Raw genomic sequence first — 17,177 nt, 5'->3', positions numbered from 1 at the left:
ACTTTATCCTTCTGCGGCCTTGACGGACCTCCAGGGACAGCCCTAGCATAATCCAGAACGCTGTATCGGATATTAGAACGATGGACAGCACGCTCCTCAAAGGCCTGACGGTTCTCGAGCACCTCGCCGCCAGCGAGACGCCGCGCGGCGTCAGCGATCTGGCCCGCTCCCTGGACCTCACGAAGAGCAACGTGCACCGCACGCTGCAGACCCTGGTCTCGGCAGGCTACGCGCGGGCCACCCCGGCCGGCACCTACGAGTGCACGCTGAAGCTGTTCGAGCTGGCGAGTTCTGTCCTTGCCCGCATCGATGTGCGGCAAGTCGCGGAGCCCTTTATGCGGGCGCTGGCCGAGCAGACGCAGGAGACGATCCACCTGTCGGTTCTCGACAAGGCCGAGGTCATCTACCTGCACAAGATCGAGAGCCCGCATCCGGTGCGGGCTTATTCTTCGATCGGCGGCCGTGCTCCGGCCTACTGCGTGGCTTCTGGCAAGGCGCTGCTCGCCTATCAGGAAGAGGCATTGGCGCACCTGCCGGAAGGGCTTCAGGTCCACACATCCCGCACGATCTCGAGCCTGGATCTCCTGCGACGTGAACTCGAGCAGGTCCGGATCCAGGGATTTGCGGTCAACCGCGGCGAGTGGCGTGAGGGTGTCTGCGGGCTCGCCGCCATCGTCCATGATGCGATGGGGCGCCCCGGCGCCGCGATCGGCATCTCCGGCCCTGCCGACCGCCTGAACCCGGCAGCCCTGCGCCGCTACAGCGACGTCGTCGTCGACGCGGCCCGCAGCCTGTCCCGGGCGCTCGGCTACAACCCCATCACCCTCTCGTCACACCACGCGCCGCGGGCCGCCCAGGGTCACGCGCCCTCGGGCGCGACCGCCGAGTTCGCCTGATCGAAGGAGTAAGGCTTTGCGACCGCTTTCCGGCATCCGGGTCATCGAGTTCTGCAGCGTCGCTGCCGGTCCGTTCTGCGCCATGCTCCTCGCCGACATGGGCGCGGACGTCATCAAGGTTGAGAACCCTGACGGCGGCGACACGATGCGGGCGTGGCCGCCAATGAGCGGGGACTACAGCGAGAACTTCGCCTCGCTGAACCGCAACAAGCGCTCGGTCACGCTCGACCTCAAGGATCCGACCGACAAGTCTCGCGCCCGCGAGCTGATCCGCTCCGCCGACGTCGTGCTGGAGAACAACCGCCCAGGCGTCATGCAGCGCCTCGGCCTCGACTACGCGACGCTCAGCGCCGATCGACCTGCGCTCGTCTACTGCTCGATCTCCGCCTACGGCCAGGAGGGACCGCGTTCAAAGGAAGCTGGCTTCGACTTGACCCTACAGGCGATGAGCGGCGTGATGAGCGTCACCGGCGTGCCGGGAGCACCGCCGGTCAAGTGTGGCGTACCGATTTCGGATTTCGGCACCGGCCTCTATGCGGCCTACGCCATCGCGGCCGCTCTGTTCCAGGCACGCGCCACCGGCAAGGGCACACATATCGACGCCTCGATGTTCGGCGCCACGCTCGCGATGGGCGCGCTCCAGACCAGCGAGTTTTTCGGTAGCGGTCGCGATCCTCGCCGCCTCGGCTCCGCACATCCCCGCAACGCCCCGTATCAAGCCTTCCGCGCCAAGGACGGCTACTTCGCGATGGCGGCAGGCAACAACGCGCTCTATCGCTCGGCCTGCAACGCGATCGAACGCCCGGACCTGTTCGAGGATCCGCGCTTCGCTTCGACCGCCCTGCGGGCGCAGCACCAGGGCGAGCTTCTCGAGATCCTGGAGCAGATCTTCGCGGACTTCACGTGCGAGAACCTTCTGGCGCGCTTCCGCGCGGCCGGCGTGCCCTGCTCGCCGATCAACAGCTACTCCGAGGCGCTCGCCGACCCGCAGGTCGAACACATGGGCTGGGTGCAGCCGGTGCGGCTGCCGTCGGGCGTCGAGACCCGCACCTTCGTCTCGCCCCTGAGGTTCTCCGGCGAAGGTTTCCCGATCTACCGGGACCCACCGGCCCTCGGCGAGCACAACGAGGAAGTGTTCGGCGCCGGGGGTCGGCGCCCGCCCTGGCCCGCACGGCCTGAGGAGGAAGCACGATGAGCGAGCTACTCGTCGAGCGTGACGGTACGACCCTGACCCTGACGCTGAATCGGCCGGACAAGATGAACGCGCTCTCGGCCGCACTGGTCGAAGCCCTTCTCCAGCAGGTCGCCGAAGCAGGCAACTCCGGGATCCGCCTGCTCGTGCTCAAGGGCAGCGGCCGCAACTTCAGCGCCGGCTTCGACTTCGGCGGCTACGAGGATCAATCCGAGGGCGATCTCGTCCTGCGCTTTATTCAAATCGAGCAGCTGCTGCAGGCTATCCGCCACGCACCCTTCGACACGCTGGCGCTGGCGCATGGGCGCAACTTCGGCGCCGGCGTCGATCTGATCTGCTCCTGCGGGCGTCGCATCGCCGATCCCAGCGCGACCTTCCGGATGCCGGGGCTCGCCTTCGGCCTCGTGCTCGGCACCCGCCGCTACGCCGAGCGCGTCGGCGGATCCCGCGCCCGCATCGTCCTGGGCGACGGCATCGTCTTCGACGCGGAGGAGGCGCTGGCGGACGGCTTCCTGACGGAGCGCATCCCGACCGCGGAATGGCCGGAGGCTATCGCGAACGCTGCGGAGGCGGCCAACCGACTCTCGCCCGAGGCGGCCACAGCCCTCCACGGCGCGACCGCGGCCGATACGCGGGCGCAGGACCTCGCCGATCTCGTGACCTCCGCCGCCCGTCCAGGGCTGAAGGAGCGCATCCGAGCCTACCGCGCCTGAACACTGTTGAATCGGGAGAAGCGCCCGTGAGTCTCGGCAAATCGAAAATCGTTCCCCTCGAGGAACTCGCCGCCCGCGTGGCCGACGGCAGCTCCCTCGCCCTCGGCGGCAGCTTCCTGCACCGCGGCCCCTTCGCCCTCGTGCGCGAGTTGATCCGCCAGGGGCGGAAGGACCTCGAGGTGATCAAGCAGTCGCCCGGCTACGACATCGACATTCTCTGCCGGGCCGGGGCCCTGAGCCGGGCGCGCGCCGGCATCGTCGCGATGGAGGGCAATTTCGGTCTCGCGCCCTGGTATCGGCGTGCGGTCGAGACCGGCCGGATCCGCCTGGAGGAGCACGCCTGCGCGAGCCTCACCGCGGGGTTGCGGGCGGCGGCCTTCGGCGTGCCCTTCATGCCCTGCGGCGGCATCCACGGCTCAGACCTGCCCGCGCTGAACGGCTGGAAGACGGTCGAGGACCCCTACGGCAGCGGCGAGACGGTCTACGTCATCCCGCGGATCACCCCGGACTTCGCCGTCATCCAGGCCAACGAGGTCAGCGAGGAGGGGGACGTGCGCGTCCACGGCACCTCGCATTGGGACCGCATCATGAGCCGGTCCGCCAAGCGGGTCCTCGTCGTCGCCGAGCGAGTCGCGTCGAGCGCGTCGTTTCGCGATCAGCCCGAATTGACGCTGGTGCCCCACTTCCTTGTCGAGGCGGTCAGCATCGTCCCGAACGGTGCGTGGCCCGGCTCCTGCTGGCCGCACTACGAAGTCGATTACCCAGCCGTCGAGGCCTACATGGAGGACGCCGCCGGCGTGCTCCGGGCCCATCTCGATGCAGCCCCCGAGGCCCGGGAGGCGGCCCATGTCTGAGTGGTCCGGCTTCTCCTACATCGTCACGAACCTCGCTCGGTTCGTCCGGCCGAACGAGATCACCTTCAGCGGTGTCAACTCGGCGCTGCCGATGCTGGCCTGCCTGCTGGCCAAGCGCGCCTATCCGTTCGCGTTCACCTACATCAACGTGGCAGGCGGCGTGGATCCGAGCCCCTCGAAGGTGCCGATCTCATCGTCCGACCCGGTTCTGGCGGAAGGGTCGCGTTCGATCTTCGCCAACGAGGACTTCTACGACCTCTGCACCCGCGGGCAGATGGACCTCTGCTTCCTCGGCGCGGCCCAGGTCGACGGCCTCGGGCGCACCAACGTCTCCTGCATCGGCGACTGGCACGCCCCAAAGGTGCGCCTGCCGGGCGGCGGCGGCGGCGCCGTGATGCTTCCGACCGCGCGCCGCGCGGTCACGTGGCGGACCGAGCATTCCCGCCGGACCCTGGTCGAGACCCTCGACTTCGTCACCGCCTCCGGCGGCATGCACGGCGTGGTGACGCCGATCGCGGTCTTCACGAAGCGCGACGGGCGCCTCGTCCTCGCCTCCTGGCACCCTGCGGCAAGCCTCGACGAGGTGCGGGCGCGGACCGGATTCGCCTTCGAGGCTGACGGCGCAGAGCCGACGACGGCACCGACCCCGGCCGAGGCGGAGGCGCTCGCCGCCCTCGATCCCGACGGCCAGTTCGAGCGCGACGCGGCGATCCGCCTGCGCTGACACAAACGTAGAATGGGAGGAGCGAGGCCATGACGACGTCGATCAGCGCACGCCTGCGAGAGGCGATCGCGCAGCATGCGCAGGCCGGCCGGACGGCCATCTCCGGTCCCGCGACCTTGACCTATGCGGAACTTGGCCGCCTGATCGATGGCTACGCCGCTGGGTGCCACGATTGGGGCATCGCGCGCGGAGCAAAGGTCGGCATCATCGCACCGAAGACCGTTGCCGCGATCGCCGTCTACTTCGGCGCGATGCAGGCCGGAGCCTGCGTCTGCTTCATCGAGCCCGGGCTCGCGTCCGAGGCCGTTACCGAGCAGGCGGAGACGGTCGGGATGCGCTACCTCGTCGTCGATGAGAGCCTGATCGACCGCTTCGTAGATCAGTCACCCCGCAGCGTCGCAGTGCGGGGTCTGGGCACCCTGAACAGCGGCGGCGTCTTCATCGATGACGGCCTCGACAGCAACGACATCGCGATGCTGCTCTTCACCTCGGGCAGCACCGGCCGGCCGAAGGGGGTCGTTCTGCGGCACGGCAGCCTGATTTGCAATGCGGACGGGGTTCTGCGCCACACCGGCACGAGCCCGCAGGACAGGCTCCTCCACGTCATGCCGCTCTATCACACGAACGGTGTCAACAATCAGCTGATCGTCCCCTTCCTCGCCGGCGCCAGCGTGATCCTCCACGACCGCTTCCGACCGGAGGCCGCGATCGAGGCGTTTCGCAACGATGCGCCGACCTACATGACCGGCGTTCCGACGATCTACGCGCGCATGCTCCCGCACCTCACACCTGGCGAGCGCTTCCCCGCGCTCCGCTTTCTTCGCTGTGGTTCGGCACCGATCACCCCTACGCTTCACCAGCAGATCGAGGACGCCTTCGGCGTGCCGCTGGTCGTTTCCTACGGCCTGTCGGAGGCAACCTGCACCTCCACGATGAACCCGCCCGACCATCGCAAGATCGGCACGATCGGCACGGTGCTTTTCGGCCAGGTTGTCTGCCTGTTCGATCCTGCCACCAACGCGGAAGCAGAGAGAGGGAGCGAGGGCGAGATCCGGATCTCGGGGCCCGCCCTCATGGCCGGATATCTCGGGAGCACGGAGCAGCCAATCGTCGATGGCTGGCTGCGGACAGGCGACCTGGGGCGCTTCGACGAGGAGGGCTTCCTCTCGATAACGGGTCGCATCAAGGACGTGATCATCCGCGGCGGCGAGAACATCTCGCCCGCTCTGATCGAGCGGCATCTTGCAACGCATCCAGCTGTCCGCGACTGCTGCGTGGTCGGCGCTCCCGATGCCGATCTCGGTGAGGTGCCCGTCGCCTTCGTGGTCCTGAAGGAGGGCGAGCAACTCGACGAGCCTGCTCTCAAGGCCTTCGTGAAGGGCTCGCTCGCGCGCATCTACGTGCCTGCCGAGATCCGCAATATCGAGGTCTTGCCAACGAACAACGTGGGCAAGACTGACCGGAAGGCTCTGCGGACCGCACTGGCGACTGAACCCCATAGCTGACCACACCAAGTGGCCAGCCCACACTCTGAAATTTCCGCCTCAGCCAAGCGAGAGCCAGGCTCTTGCCCTGCGCCATCTGCACCTCGATCCGGCGCAGCCTCAGCACGACCTACTCCGCGCTCAGCCTCTGTCGTTCTCTCATCTCCAGCTCCTCCGGTCCTGGCTGATCCTCTCATTCTGCCTGGTCCAAAGCCAGCCGGTCAGGTCGGTCGGCTCGGTCAGCCAAGCAACCCTTGGAGCGGAGACCCACTCTGCCCTAACTTCGAAAGAGGCCCCCTCGTGCGGGCCGATCAGAGGTCCGGCACAGCTCGACTCGGGCAGTAACTCTGCAGTCGATGAAGGATGGCGACTGTGGGTTCTGTCTACTCGGCGCTCCAAGCCGACGTTCAACTCGGCGCAGCACTCGCGATCCTAGTGGCCGCCCTGATCCGCGGCTTCGCTGGCTTCGGTTTCGCTCTCGCGGCAGTTCCGCTTCTAGGATTTTTCTTGCCGCCAAGTCATGCAGTACCTCTTGCCGTCGGTCTCCAACTCTGTGGAGGCCTCGCCGATTTGCGATACGCTCACCGCTCCGGGCACTGGCCCTCGTTGAAGTGGCTCATCGCCGGAGCCATGATCGGATCGCCAATCGGTGTGCTCGTACTTGCGATCGCCTCTCCCGCCGCTGCACGCCTCGCAATTGCCCTCGCGTGCATGGTCGGCACGCTTGCCTTGGCTAGGGGCTTCAATTTCCCGAGAGTTCCCAGTGGCCATCATAGTGGGTGGGTTGGCTTTGCAGCCGGTCTGTTCAACGGTCTTGCCGCAATGCCTGGGCCGCCTGTTGTCGCGTACTATCTGGCGATGCCTCTAACAGTCGCACAGATACGAGCCTCATTGCTGATATTTTTTCTTGCTTGCTCTCTGACGAGCGCCGCAAGTCTTGTTATTGCCGGAATGATCCACTTCGATATGCTACCGTCAATTTTGATTGGCCTGCCGTTGATGCTGTTGGGAAGCTGGGCGGGGGAGCAGCTGTTCAAAAGAAGTTCGGCTTCACGCCATCGCGCAATCTCGCTCTTCTTGCTTGCAACTATAGCGGTGATGAGCGGCCTGCAGGCTCTCAGCGGGTTCGTGGCATTCAGATGAGGCTCGCCGAACGTCCTCTGTGGATGACTCCCGCGTTGCAAGAGGAGATTCGACGTTACAGCGCAGAGGTCGGGTGCAGTCGTCTGTCCGGCCTGTTGATGCAGCCGTTCGAAGCTGCTGGCCTTGATGGGGTCGGCGAGCAGGGTCTCAATCTGCTTATCAGGCTATGACGCCTCGGACGTTCCATAGGGTGTCCCTGCTCCCGGCCTGACCGGTATCGCCATCACATCGCGTCGCTCTCACAACCTCCTGGAGCCGACCAATAGGTGGCTCAGCTCGAACTCTCAGCGTGTGGCTCTTGGTGGTCTCAGCCTCTCATGCCGCCAACGTCGGGACATGGCGAGCCTAATAGACCGCGCGCCGGGCCATGATCGCCCAGACAACGCGTGCCATCTTGTTCGCCATGGCCACACTTGCCACGCGCACAGGCTTGCGTGCGAGCAGGGCAACAAGGCCTGGGTCCGCCGTCTCCGGCTTGTGTCTCGCCTGTCGGGCAAGCGACGTCGTCGCTGCGTCGCAAGGCCAGCAACGAGCGGTCAATCACCTGAAGCCGGGCCTGCGTGTCGAGGACCTGCTCGGACAGGAGGTCGAGGACCTGCATCGCGGTGGCCGGCACGTCGGGCGCGGCTTCCTTCGCGGCGATCCGGCGCGCCAATCCAAGCGCTCGTTCGACCCCGTCCGGGACGTCGATGCCGAACTCGGCCAAGAGGCCGCGGATCATGTTCACGAGCTGCGTGCGCTGTTTGACGAGGAGATCGCGCGTGCGGTGGAGCGACAAGGCGGCTTGCTGCTCGGCGGACCTTGCCGCCACGAAGCGCATACTCGGGCGCATCACTGCCTCGCAGATCGCTTCGGCATCGACCGCGTCCTTCTTGCCGCGCTTCAGATACGGCTTGACGTAGGCCGGTGGCATCGACCGCACATTGTGGCCGAGCTTCGTCAGTTCCCGTGCCCGGTAGTGTGACGTGCCACAGGCGTCGATGCCGATGAGGCAGGCCGGCACCTTGGCGAAGAACGGTAGCACATGAGTCCGGCGCAGCGCCTTGCGTATGATAATGTGCCCGGAGGCCTCGACGGCATGGACCTGGAAGATGCGCTTGGCCAGATCGAGGCCAACAGTGGTAACCTGCATAGCGGATGGCTGCTTCGTTCGGGTTCGCCTGGCAGCCAACCCAACGTGGCACTCAGATGCCGGGGGCGGGAGGCATCCACCTCATCTGTTTACCCGCGGCTTGACCCACGAAGCGGACGGGCTCCTTCCGGCCAGGATCAGCCATTCGGCATTGCGCCCATTCCGGCCGTTCAGCAGATCCGCCCGGCATCTCCAAAGCGGTCATTCGCCGACTGGGCGTTACGGAACGTCCTCGACGGCGCTCAGGCGAACAGCGCCTTGGCGACCTGAGCGGCCTCAAGTGGCTTCTCGCAATGCTTCACGCCAGCATAGCGGTCCGGGATCACCGTCTTCTCGTAGCCCGTGGCGAAGACGAAGGGCACGCCACGCGCCTGCAGGGCATCGGCCACGGGGTAGACCATCTCCTCCTGCAGGTTCACGTCCAGCACCGCCCCGTCAATCCGAGGCGTGGCCGCAATCAGCGCCAGCGCCTCCTCGACGCGCGGCACCGGACCCAGCACCTCCGGTCCGCTCGCCTCGAACTCGCGCCGCATGTCGGTGGCGAGGAAGTAGTCGTCCTCCACCACGAGCACACGGCAGCTGGCGAGCGGATCCGTGGCTGAGGTCATGCTCTGCTCCTTGCCTTGTCTGCCTCGGTAAGCGGCAGCTCGATGGAGCATCGCAGCGCCGTCTCGCCGAGTTCGTAGCTCGTCTTGGCTCGCAGAACGTAAGTGAGAGCCCGCTCGATCAGCTCGCGTCCATAGCCGCGATGGGCCGACATCGGGCTTTGTTGCTCGCGCGAACGATCGAGGCCTTCCTCGACCCAAGCCAAAGCGAGCCGTGGGCCCTCGCCGTCAGCCGCGTAGGTCCGCCACGTCACCCGGATCTGCCCATGCTCTGTCGTGAGGGCACCATACTTGCGGGCGTTGGTCGCGAGTTCGTGCAGTGCCAGCGCGAGGGTCTGCACCGTCGCCTTGCGCAGACGAACTGACGGCCCGTCGAGCAGAATGCGCTCCTGCATGGCGGCAGCTCCGAGGGCATCGAGTTCCGTCTGGATCAGAGCGCGAATGGTGATCGGCTCTTCGCCGCGTGCGAGAGCAAGCCCTGGACGCGCGAGAGGGCAGACAGCCGGTCGGTGGACTGCTCGCGGAAGCGCTACGTCGGGCCGGTCTGCGCCATGGTCTGCTGTGCGATCGAGCGCACCACGCCGAGCAGGTTGCGGGTGCGGTGCTGCAACTCGGCCACCAACACTTTCTGTCTTTCCTGGAGCTGGCGCAGCTCGTCGATTTCGGTGGAGGTGCCCAGCCACTCGATGATCCGACCCTGCTCGTCGCGCACCGGCGTCGCGCGGGCGGTAAACCAGCGGTAGCGCTGCTCCTGGCCGTGGCAGAGCCGGAACTCGACGTCGAAGCGACCGGTGTGCTGAGCCTCGGCCCAAGCAGCCATGGCGGCTTCGCGGTCGTCGGGCTCGACCGCTTCCAGCCAGCCAAGATCCCGACGCTGCTCCTCCGAGAGACCGGTGTGGGCGCACCATTGCGGGCTGACCCACGTCCACTTGCCGCCGGCTGTGGCTCGCCAAACGAGCTGCGGCACACCCTCGATCAACGCCCGCTGGCGCGCCTCGCTCTCGCGGACGAAGGAGCTCCGCCGCGAGAGCAGCGGCCTAGGTGCGAGGCTCACCGGCGGGAGGGGGCCGCCAACGTGCGGCGGCCGGCGGCTGCCGGCAGAAGGTCAGGCCATCGTCGTCCCAGAGCGCGATGCAGTTGTGGCCGCGTGCAAAGTTCCGTACCCGGCCCATGCGCGCGTCGTTGACGCCGAAGAGACGGTCGCAATCCGTGTTCGTTAGCCGCAGGGCCTGCCCCGTCCCGAGGCCGTCCAGGACGGTCTGGAGAGCGGGAAGCGAGTCGGTGGACAGAAGCGTCAGCTCGTTCATCGTGGCCACTCCGGAATTTGTCGCGTCTCAAGGTCGTGCGGGCCCAGTGCCCTTGAGGCTGAGGATGTAGGCGATGACGGCGTCCATCTCGTCGCGGTCGAGCCGCAGACTCGGCATCCGCTGGTGGTGGCTCTGCAGGAAGACGTTGAGGGACATGCCGGTCGTCGAGGGCATGTTGGCGACCCGCAGGAAGGCAGGGCCGACAAACTCGCCCGCTTGCGGCCCGCGACCGATGACGTGGCACTGGATGCAGAGCTGCGTGGCGATGGTCCAGCCCCGGACACGGTGGTCCTCGGCGGGATCCGCGGCCGGACGGGCGATGGAGGCCGCAAGCAGGCAGCCGATGGTCAAAGCGCGCAGGACATGGACTCTCGTCCGGGACATGACGAACCTCCAGGATGCCGGGGCGGCCGCACGCCCGCGGCTGGGCCTCAGGCATGGATCTCGGCGATGATGCAGCCGGGGTCGACCACCTCGCTCGCCGGCGCCAGCACCTCCAGGCGCCCGCTGGCCGGCGAGACGATGTCGTGGAGGGCCTCGCCGATCCGCACGGCGGCCACGGCCTCGCCGGCCCGCACGCTCGCTCCGTCCGAGACGAGCCATCGCTCGAGGACGCCCTCGGGCAACATGCCCGTGGACCAGAGATCCTCGGCTACGTGGATATCTGCCATGATCGCCTCCTGGCTTGGGGCGCCCAACAGGGGCGCTGAGAAACATCGAACGCCATCGAGTCGAGGGCCGCGTTGATCTGGATCACGGCATGACGGGCATGGCCCTCATGGCCCCCGAAGAACCAGTATTTGGTCTTGAGGCAGGTCAATGAACTGGCTGGACGCGTGGGCAGGCTGGCCTTGAGCCATCCCTCGGGACTGAAAGCTATGCTCGTCATCCTGGTCGCCAGCGTCGTTCTCGTGATGATCACCATCCTGGTGCTCTACGAGACGCTGCGCCTCACCTCGGAGCACCTCGCCGAGCTCCCGGTGCCGCCGCGCTGGCGCATCATCGCGGTGGTGCTCGCCGCCTTCGCGGGCCACACCGTCGCGGTTTGGGTCTACGCGGGCGCCTACTGGCTCCTCGTCCTGCGGCTCGGGCTCGGCGCCTTCTCGGGCGTGCCCATCGAGACCTTCGAGGATTGCCTGTTCGTCTCAGTGGTCGCCTACTCCTCGCTCGGCTACGGCGATCACGCTCCCGTCGGCCACGCCCGCCTTCTCACGGGCGTCGAGGCGCTGAACGGCCTGCTCCTGATCGGCTGGTCGGCCTCGTTCACCTATCTCGCGATGGAGCGCTACTGGCCGCTGCACGGGAAGGCGCATGCCCACCGCGCCGCGAGGTCCCGACATCCTGCGGACGACGAGCCGGGTCGCGAACGCCTCGTCCCGCCGACGGCCGGTCCCTGAGGGCCGGCGCCTTTGCGCTGGATCAAGGCTGCTGCCTTCGTCGGGCGCGAAGGTCGGTCCCCGCAAGCGGAGACGAGCGATGCTCAGGTATCTCATTGCCTTCCACAAGGTCGTCTCGGACGCCACGGGCTACGACCGCTGCACGCTGCAGCGGCAAGTCGTCGTCACGGCCACCTCGGACGTGACCGCCGTCGAGGTCGCCAAGACGATGTTCTGCGAGGCCGCCGGCATCGTCGATTGGCGGCTGCGCGCCGACGCCTGCGAGATCACCGAGCTCGTCGTCTGAGGAGGCCACCATGAGCCACGAACTCACCGAACCCGTGCATTGGCAGGGACGGCAGTGGGCCGTCACCGGCTACGGCATCGAGGCGCTCGACGGCATGTACCACGTCCCGTACTCCGACATCCCCGATGCAGCTGACGCCCGGCCGCAGTGGCTGGACGAACTCTGCCGCCGCTACGGCACCGACTGCGACGACCTGGCCGCCGCCGTGAGGGTGGCGCGCACGATGCGCCCCGGAGCGGACACTGCGGCTTCGAAGTCGGCGGCATGAGCACATCGGTCCTGCCCGCGGCCGATGAGGCCGACGACGACGATCCGGAAGGCCCAGGGGCCGCCGCCGGGCTCTCGAAGCCGCGCTGGCTGCGCGTCCTCGGCCCCGGCCTGATCACCGGCGCCTCGGACGACGACCCGAGCGGCATCGCCACCTACGGTCAGGCTGGGGCTCAACTCGGCTACGGCCTGTGCTGGACCATGCTGTACACCCTGCCACTTATGGCGGCGGTGCAGATGGTTTCGGCCCGGATCGGGCGCACTACCGGCCACGGCATCGCCGGCGTGCTGCGCGAACACTACCCGAATGGCCTGCTGCAGTCCGTCGTGCTTCTTCTGCTGGCAGCCAACATCCTGAACCTCGGGGCCGACCTCGGCGCGATGGCAGACGCCCTCGACCTCCTGCTGCCGGGCCCGCGCTGGCTCTACGTCGTCCTCTTCGCCGGCATCTGCGCCTTCATGCAACTCGTCCTTCAGTACACGCGCTACGTCGCCGTCCTGAAATGGCTGACGCTGAGCCTGTTCGCCTATCTGGGCGTGGTGATCTTCGCCCGTGTCTCCTGGTGGGACCTCGGCACGGCACTGGCCATTCCGAAGCTCGACCTCAGCGACACGGGGCTGACCACGCTCGTCGCGCTCTTCGGGACGACGATCAGCCCGTACCTGTTCTTCTGGCAGGCGGCCGAGGAGGCTGAGGACCTGCACGCCTTTCCGCGCCGGCGCGACCTCCTGGACGCGCCCGAGCAGGGCCGCGCCGCGCTCCACCGCATCGGGATGGATACCCTCGTGGGCATGGCCTTCTCGAACCTAGTAGCGCTTGCCATCATGGTCACCACCGCCGCCGTGCTGCATCCGCGCGGCATCACCGACATTCAGACCTCCGCCCAGGCCGCGGAGGCATTGCGCCCGCTGGCCGGTCCGTTCTCAGCGACGGTCTTCGCGCTCGGCATCGTCGGGACCGGGCTCCTGGCGGTGCCGGTGCTCGCGGGCTCCGCAGCCTATGCGGTCGGCGAGGCGCGGCGCTGGCCCGTGGGCTTCGGCCGGCGCCTTCTGGAGGCGCGCGCCTTCTACGGGACGGTGGCGCTCGCCACGCTGGTCGGCATGGTCATCAGCCTGGGCGCGGTCGACCCGATCCGGGCGCTCTACTGGAGCGCAGTCGTCAACGGCGTCATCGCGGTGCCGGTCATGGCCGTGATGATGCTGGCGGCCGCCCGGCACGACATCATGGGCGCCTTCGCGGTGAGCGGGCCGCTCAAGCTGCTCGGCTGGACCGCCACGGCGTGCATGCTGCTCGCCGTCCTCGCCATGCTGGCGACGGCCGCGCTTCCCTTGATCTAGCGCAACGCGGGCCGGCCTGCCCGGCCCATCCTGGCAACATCGCAACCGGGAGCGGGAATCGAGCGATGCAGGCAGGTGGAGGAGACAGACGGCCCGTCGTTCTCGTGGCCGAGCCGCAGGCGCTGCCGGGCATGTGGCTGGAGGATGTCCTCGTTGACGCCGGTTGCGCGGTCAGCGGTCCCTACGGCACCTGTGGCGATGCCACGGAGTGCCTGGACGAGACGCCCCGGACTTCGCAGTCGTCAGCATCGACCTGAACCACGGTCCCTGCTTCCCGCTCGCCTGCACCTTGCGCCGACGGGGCATCCCCTTCGCGCTGATTGCCGGCAACGCCCGGGTGCCGTGCGCCTTCTCGGACGTACCGGTGTTCGACCGGATTTTCGACGCCGGGGAGATGGTCGCCGCCGTGGCCGTCCTCGGCGCGTTTCCGGGCTGCCGTGACGGCACCCGGAGGTGTCCGATGCTGCACCGGATCGCGGCGGGCGAAAACCTTGCGCTGGATCAATGTCCGGCCGCCTGCCGCGTCTAGCGTCGGGTTCGGCCAGGCGCGACCTGGACTTCATCGAGGAGGCGACCGATGGGCGACAAGCTGATCCGCCAGAACGTCATCGACGAGCTCGACTTCGACCCCAGCATCGGCGCGGCCCACATCGGCGTCGCCGTGGAGAACGGCATCGTCACGCTCACCGGGCACGTCGGCAGCTACACGGAGCGCGTCGCCGCCGAGAAGGCGGCCCAGAAGGTACGCGGCGTGCGCGGCGTGGTCGAGGAGATCAAGGTGCGCTTCGGCGGCGAGACGCCGCCGCGCGACGAGGACTTGGCCCAGCGCGCGGTGCAGATGCTCGACTGGTCGGTCACCGTGCCGAAGAATGCCGTGCAGGTGAAGGTCCAGAACGGCTGGGTGACGCTGACCGGCCAAGTCGACTGGCAATATCAGAAGGAGGAGGCCTACCGCGCGCTTCGACGCCTCGCGGGCGTCGCCGGCATCATGAACTTGATCGAGGTGACCCCGAAGGCGAGCGCACCCGACGTGCGCGCGAAGATCATGGCGGCGCTCAAGCGCAACGCCGAGCTTGAGGCGGACGCGATCAAGGTGACGGTGCAGGACGCCAAGGTCGTCCTGGAGGGCAAGGTGAGCGCCTGGTACGAGCGCCTGCTTGCCGAGAACGCCGCCTGGTCGGCCCGGGCGTGCGCGCCGTCGAGGACCACCTCACGCTGGCCTGAGCCCCGGCAGGATGGGTGAGGTTGCCAGCCACGCCCATCCGGCAAGCCCTCACATTCCGCGGCCCTCCGACCCGGAGATCGTCCATGACCTACGCGAGCATGATGGTGGCGATGGACCTGACGCCTCAGGCGCCGGACCGCGTTCGCTTGGCCGGCCATCTCGCCGACGACTTTCGCGCCCGGCTGATCGGCGTGGCAGCCGAAACCCCGGCCTACGCCGTTCCGCCGGTGGGGCCGACGCCGGCGAGCGCCTACGCGCTGGCCGCCTCGAACGAGATCGTGCTGAACGACCTCAGGCAGGCCCACGCAGCCTTCGAAGAAGCGGCCGGCGGGCGCAGCCGCGTGGAGTGGCGCTCGAACCTCGATTTCCCGCTGCCCTTCCTCGTCGCGCAGTCCGCGGCCGCAGATCTCGTCGTGGTGGGGCGAAAGACCGAGCCCGGGCCCATGCTGTTCTCGGTCAATCCCGGGGATCTCGTCATGCATCTCGGGCGGCCGGTCTTGGTGGTGCCGCCCGGGGTCGACCACCTCGACGCCAAGCGCGTCGCGGTCGGGTGGAAGAACACCCGCGAGGCGCGCCGCGCCGTGCAGGACGCGCTGCCGTTCCTGAAGCGGGCGTCACAGGTCGTCGTGATCTCCGTCGACGACCGGGACAGTGCGGCCGACCCGCAGGACATCGTCGGCTTCCTGCAGGCCCATGACGTCTACGCCACAGCCGTCCGGAGGGACACCGACGGCGCAGCGGCCTCCGAGGCGCTCATCGACGCCGCTTCCGAGCAGGCCGCGGACCTCCTCGTCACCGGCGCCTACGGCCACGGTCGCTTCCGCGAGTGGGCCTTCGGAGGCGTGACCCGGGACCTTCTGGCCTATGCCCCCATCTGCTGCCTGATGAGCCACTGATGTCAGACACCGAGCGGGCCGCCGCGGCACGCGCGGCCCTCCTAATCCTCGCCGCGGTCGCGACGAGCGCGTCGCCAACCCGCGCGGGACAGAGGGCTGGCTCGCCCGACGCGACCGGAACCTTCGTCGAGCCGGCGAACACGCCCCATCGGCACTGCTCGGGCTCCTGCCTGAAAAGCGGAACCCTGCAGTGGTTCTGCAAGCCACACCAGACCTGTAGCTTGGACTGCGGGACGGCGCCGCCGCACATGCACTGCCACGACCCGCAGCGGTGAGGGCAGGACGTCGTTAGCGAAGGCCCAGCCTCAAAACGTGCTCAACGGCGCAACCAAGCAGTGGCGAGGCTCGCCACGAGGGCTGCGATCCCGCAGGTCTCGCCGACGTACCGGAAACCGACCGCGGACAGACTGACGACAGCCCCAGCGATGATGGCGACGAGCCCGAGCACCAGGAGTCGGTCGATGAGCCAGTTCATGGTCATTGGCGGCTCTGGCCCTCCTCGCCGGACCCAGTTCGGAGGAAGGATGCCGGAATAATCCGTGTGCCCCTGGCAGTCAGGAACCAGAGGCCGCGCTGGTTATCGCCGGCCCTCCTACGAGCCCGTGGTCTGACGAGCCCGCGTGCCAGCAGCGACCGGACCGTGGTCATCTCCCATGGACGCACCGAGAGCAGGGCCCCTTCCCTTCGCATCCGTTGCAGGAGCGCGCGCTGCCCCGGCGTGAGCATCCTCCAGGACAGGACTTTCGGCGCCACCATCTTGGAGATGGAATTATTATAATCTACGGCACGGGCGCAACCATATCGCCTCCGCGCCGCTCAAGATGCGGCACCTCCGCCCGTTCGTCAGTGAGCCATGAGGACCGGGATGCGGGCGTTCTCGATGACGTGCCGGGTGACGCCGCCGAGCAGGAACTCGCGCACGCGGCTGTGGGTGTAGGCGCCAAGCGCCAGCATCGAGGCGTTCCGCCGCTCGGCCTCGGCCAGGAGCGCCGCGCCGACCGGGGTCCCGTCCTGAACTGGCAGGGTCACGGCCTCCGCCACGATCCCGTGCCAGCGCAGGTAGCCGCACAGGTCCGCGGCCTGCGCCTCTTCGAAGCGCTCGGTCCGCGCATACACGACCGTGACCCGGGTGGCCTCGTGCAGCAGCGTGACGGATTGGCCGATCAGGCGCGTCGCCTCCAGGCTGCCGTTCCAGGCGATGATGACGTGGTCCAGCAGGTCGTGAGGAACGGTCTCGCCGACCATCAGTGTCGGTCGGCCGACCGAGAACAGGGCGGTATCGAGCGCGCGACCGGTGAACGGAACCTCCGGGTCGGGCCAGCCGATGACGACCAGGTCGTTGACGCGGCCCGCGAGCGTCAGGAGAGGCTCAACCTCCCCGGAAAGTTCGGTCCAGGTCGCGAAGGTGGCGTCGAGGCGCTCCCCGGCCGGCATGAACGGCACCGCCTCGCGCTCGCACCAGGCCTGGAGGGCCGCCTTGCCTTCAGCGGCTGCCTCCCGCACGCCCTGCTCAATGGCCTCGATGGTCGCGCAGCCTATCGGCACGAGGCTCGCCATGCCAGCGAGCACGTGCTCCGGCCCGGGCGCCATGAAGCTGACGCCGATATGGGCGTGCAGGCGCCGGCTCAGGCGCAGGGCGGCATCCAGACGGCAGGTCGGGTCGATACCCGGGGCGGTCGGAACGAGGAGACAGCGGAGGTACATCGGGATCTCCTTGC

Annotated in this window: 19 protein-coding genes and 4 pseudogenes; 15 read left to right on the top strand and 8 right to left on the bottom strand. The window is 67.9% G+C overall.

Annotation, left to right across the window (positions count from 1 at the left end; translation table 11 throughout):
* Positions 1-80: 80 nt before the first annotated feature.
* The 7 genes from DK389_RS22785 (at position 81) to DK389_RS22755 (ending at position 7,006) form a co-directional block, all read left to right on the top strand.
* Positions 81-896 (top strand): IclR family transcriptional regulator, encoded by an 816-nt coding sequence (locus DK389_RS22785; protein ID WP_109893022.1) that lies wholly within the window; start codon positions 81-83, stop codon positions 894-896.
* Positions 897-912: 16 nt separating this feature from the next.
* On the top strand, positions 913-2,091 hold the full coding sequence (locus DK389_RS22780) for a CaiB/BaiF CoA transferase family protein (protein ID WP_109893020.1): 1,179 nt from the start codon (positions 913-915) through the stop codon (positions 2,089-2,091).
* Positions 2,088-2,801 (top strand): enoyl-CoA hydratase/isomerase family protein, encoded by a 714-nt coding sequence (locus DK389_RS22775; RefSeq protein ID WP_109893018.1) that lies wholly within the window; start codon positions 2,088-2,090, stop codon positions 2,799-2,801. The genes DK389_RS22780 and DK389_RS22775 overlap by 4 nt, the downstream gene beginning before the upstream one ends.
* 26 nt (positions 2,802-2,827) lie before the next feature.
* Positions 2,828-3,655 (top strand): CoA transferase subunit A, encoded by an 828-nt coding sequence (locus tag DK389_RS22770; RefSeq protein WP_109893016.1) that lies wholly within the window; start codon positions 2,828-2,830, stop codon positions 3,653-3,655.
* Complete coding sequence (locus DK389_RS22765) at positions 3,648-4,379, top strand: CoA-transferase subunit beta (protein WP_109893014.1); 732 nt, start codon at positions 3,648-3,650, stop codon at positions 4,377-4,379. The genes DK389_RS22770 and DK389_RS22765 overlap by 8 nt, the downstream gene beginning before the upstream one ends.
* 29 nt (positions 4,380-4,408) lie before the next feature.
* Positions 4,409-5,884, top strand: a complete 1,476-nt coding sequence (locus tag DK389_RS22760) for a class I adenylate-forming enzyme family protein (protein ID WP_109893012.1) — start codon at positions 4,409-4,411, stop codon at positions 5,882-5,884.
* Positions 5,885-6,235: 351 nt separating this feature from the next.
* Positions 6,236-7,006, top strand: a complete 771-nt coding sequence (locus tag DK389_RS22755) for a sulfite exporter TauE/SafE family protein (RefSeq protein WP_162560786.1) — start codon at positions 6,236-6,238, stop codon at positions 7,004-7,006.
* Positions 7,007-7,351: 345 nt separating this feature from the next.
* On the opposite strand, the pseudogene DK389_RS22750 reads toward DK389_RS22755, so the two are convergent.
* The 6 genes and pseudogenes from DK389_RS22750 to DK389_RS22725 all read right to left on the bottom strand — a co-directional run bounded on the left by DK389_RS22750 (position 7,352) and on the right by DK389_RS22725 (position 10,721).
* Positions 7,352-8,138: pseudogene (locus tag DK389_RS22750) on the bottom strand (IS110 family RNA-guided transposase).
* A 242-nt stretch (positions 8,139-8,380) separates the two neighbouring features.
* Positions 8,381-8,746 (bottom strand): response regulator, encoded by a 366-nt coding sequence (locus tag DK389_RS22745; RefSeq protein WP_109893008.1) that lies wholly within the window; start codon positions 8,744-8,746, stop codon positions 8,381-8,383.
* Positions 8,743-9,752 (bottom strand): annotated as a pseudogene (locus DK389_RS35720) (sensor histidine kinase); the annotation flags it as partial. The gene DK389_RS22745 and the pseudogene DK389_RS35720, both read right to left, overlap by 4 nt.
* 28 nt (positions 9,753-9,780) lie before the next feature.
* Positions 9,781-10,050: a hypothetical protein gene (locus DK389_RS22735; RefSeq protein ID WP_109896742.1), complete on the bottom strand. Its 270-nt coding sequence runs from the start codon at positions 10,048-10,050 to the stop codon at positions 9,781-9,783.
* Between the two features lie 27 nt (positions 10,051-10,077).
* Positions 10,078-10,434, bottom strand: a complete 357-nt coding sequence (locus DK389_RS22730; protein ID WP_109893006.1) for a c-type cytochrome — start codon at positions 10,432-10,434, stop codon at positions 10,078-10,080.
* A gap of 47 nt (positions 10,435-10,481) precedes the next feature.
* Complete coding sequence (locus tag DK389_RS22725) at positions 10,482-10,721, bottom strand: biotin/lipoyl-containing protein (protein ID WP_109893004.1); 240 nt, start codon at positions 10,719-10,721, stop codon at positions 10,482-10,484.
* A gap of 207 nt (positions 10,722-10,928) precedes the next feature.
* Here DK389_RS22725 and DK389_RS22720 point away from each other — a divergent pair, with 207 nt between their 5' ends.
* The 8 genes and pseudogenes from DK389_RS22720 to DK389_RS22685 all read left to right on the top strand — a co-directional run bounded on the left by DK389_RS22720 (position 10,929) and on the right by DK389_RS22685 (position 15,734).
* On the top strand, positions 10,929-11,447 hold the full coding sequence (locus DK389_RS22720; RefSeq protein ID WP_109893002.1) for an ion channel: 519 nt from the start codon (positions 10,929-10,931) through the stop codon (positions 11,445-11,447).
* A 79-nt stretch (positions 11,448-11,526) separates the two neighbouring features.
* Positions 11,527-11,733: a hypothetical protein gene (locus tag DK389_RS22715; protein ID WP_109893000.1), complete on the top strand. Its 207-nt coding sequence runs from the start codon at positions 11,527-11,529 to the stop codon at positions 11,731-11,733.
* Between the two features lie 10 nt (positions 11,734-11,743).
* A complete protein-coding gene (locus DK389_RS22710; protein ID WP_109892998.1) occupies positions 11,744-12,001 on the top strand; it encodes a hypothetical protein in 258 nt (85 codons plus the stop codon).
* Positions 11,998-13,338, top strand: coding sequence for an NRAMP family divalent metal transporter (locus DK389_RS22705; protein WP_109892996.1), 1,341 nt, complete (start codon positions 11,998-12,000; stop codon positions 13,336-13,338). The genes DK389_RS22710 and DK389_RS22705 overlap by 4 nt, the downstream gene beginning before the upstream one ends.
* Positions 13,339-13,403: 65 nt before the next feature.
* Positions 13,404-13,867: pseudogene (locus DK389_RS22700) on the top strand (response regulator).
* A 48-nt stretch (positions 13,868-13,915) separates the two neighbouring features.
* Positions 13,916-14,562 (top strand): annotated as a pseudogene (locus DK389_RS22695) (BON domain-containing protein).
* A gap of 84 nt (positions 14,563-14,646) precedes the next feature.
* Complete coding sequence (locus tag DK389_RS22690; protein ID WP_109892994.1) at positions 14,647-15,459, top strand: universal stress protein; 813 nt, start codon at positions 14,647-14,649, stop codon at positions 15,457-15,459.
* Positions 15,459-15,734: a hypothetical protein gene (locus DK389_RS22685; protein ID WP_194075101.1), complete on the top strand. Its 276-nt coding sequence runs from the start codon at positions 15,459-15,461 to the stop codon at positions 15,732-15,734. Before DK389_RS22690 ends, DK389_RS22685 begins: the two co-directional genes overlap by 1 nt.
* Positions 15,735-15,775: 41 nt before the next feature.
* Here DK389_RS22685 and DK389_RS32745 read toward each other — a convergent pair whose 3' ends face one another.
* Positions 15,776-15,940, bottom strand: a complete 165-nt coding sequence (locus tag DK389_RS32745; RefSeq protein WP_162560785.1) for a hypothetical protein — start codon at positions 15,938-15,940, stop codon at positions 15,776-15,778.
* A 362-nt stretch (positions 15,941-16,302) separates the two neighbouring features.
* Complete coding sequence (locus DK389_RS22675; protein WP_109892990.1) at positions 16,303-17,163, bottom strand: universal stress protein; 861 nt, start codon at positions 17,161-17,163, stop codon at positions 16,303-16,305.
* Positions 17,164-17,177 lie beyond the last annotated feature (14 nt).

Origin of the sequence: Methylobacterium durans (genome assembly GCF_003173715.1) — a bacterium.
Taxonomy (GTDB): Bacteria; Pseudomonadota; Alphaproteobacteria; order Rhizobiales; family Beijerinckiaceae; genus Methylobacterium; species Methylobacterium durans.
Note: the sequence above shows the minus strand (reverse complement) of the source record. Positions and strands in the feature narration are given on the sequence as shown.

Bases quoted from the DNA above. Each gene is read 5' to 3' on its own strand.
- DK389_RS22785 (WP_109893022.1), top strand. From the start codon at position 81: ATGGACAGCACGCTCCTCAAAGGCCTGACGGTTCTCGAGCACCTCGCC.
- DK389_RS22775 (WP_109893018.1), top strand. From the start codon at position 2,088: ATGAGCGAGCTACTCGTCGAGCGTGACGGTACGACCCTGACCCTGACG.
- DK389_RS22765 (WP_109893014.1), top strand. From the start codon at position 3,648: ATGTCTGAGTGGTCCGGCTTCTCCTACATCGTCACGAACCTCGCTCGG.
- DK389_RS22760 (WP_109893012.1), top strand. From the start codon at position 4,409: ATGACGACGTCGATCAGCGCACGCCTGCGAGAGGCGATCGCGCAGCAT.
- DK389_RS22745 (WP_109893008.1), bottom strand. From the start codon at position 8,746: ATGACCTCAGCCACGGATCCGCTCGCCAGCTGCCGTGTGCTCGTGGTG.
- DK389_RS22735 (WP_109896742.1), bottom strand. From the start codon at position 10,050: ATGAACGAGCTGACGCTTCTGTCCACCGACTCGCTTCCCGCTCTCCAG.
- DK389_RS22730 (WP_109893006.1), bottom strand. From the start codon at position 10,434: ATGTCCCGGACGAGAGTCCATGTCCTGCGCGCTTTGACCATCGGCTGC.
- DK389_RS22725 (WP_109893004.1), bottom strand. From the start codon at position 10,721: ATGGCAGATATCCACGTAGCCGAGGATCTCTGGTCCACGGGCATGTTG.
- DK389_RS22720 (WP_109893002.1), top strand. From the start codon at position 10,929: ATGCTCGTCATCCTGGTCGCCAGCGTCGTTCTCGTGATGATCACCATC.
- DK389_RS22715 (WP_109893000.1), top strand. From the start codon at position 11,527: ATGCTCAGGTATCTCATTGCCTTCCACAAGGTCGTCTCGGACGCCACG.
- DK389_RS22710 (WP_109892998.1), top strand. From the start codon at position 11,744: ATGAGCCACGAACTCACCGAACCCGTGCATTGGCAGGGACGGCAGTGG.
- DK389_RS22705 (WP_109892996.1), top strand. From the start codon at position 11,998: ATGAGCACATCGGTCCTGCCCGCGGCCGATGAGGCCGACGACGACGAT.
- DK389_RS22690 (WP_109892994.1), top strand. From the start codon at position 14,647: ATGACCTACGCGAGCATGATGGTGGCGATGGACCTGACGCCTCAGGCG.
- DK389_RS22685 (WP_194075101.1), top strand. From the start codon at position 15,459: ATGTCAGACACCGAGCGGGCCGCCGCGGCACGCGCGGCCCTCCTAATC.
- DK389_RS32745 (WP_162560785.1), bottom strand. From the start codon at position 15,940: ATGACCATGAACTGGCTCATCGACCGACTCCTGGTGCTCGGGCTCGTC.
- DK389_RS22675 (WP_109892990.1), bottom strand. From the start codon at position 17,163: ATGTACCTCCGCTGTCTCCTCGTTCCGACCGCCCCGGGTATCGACCCG.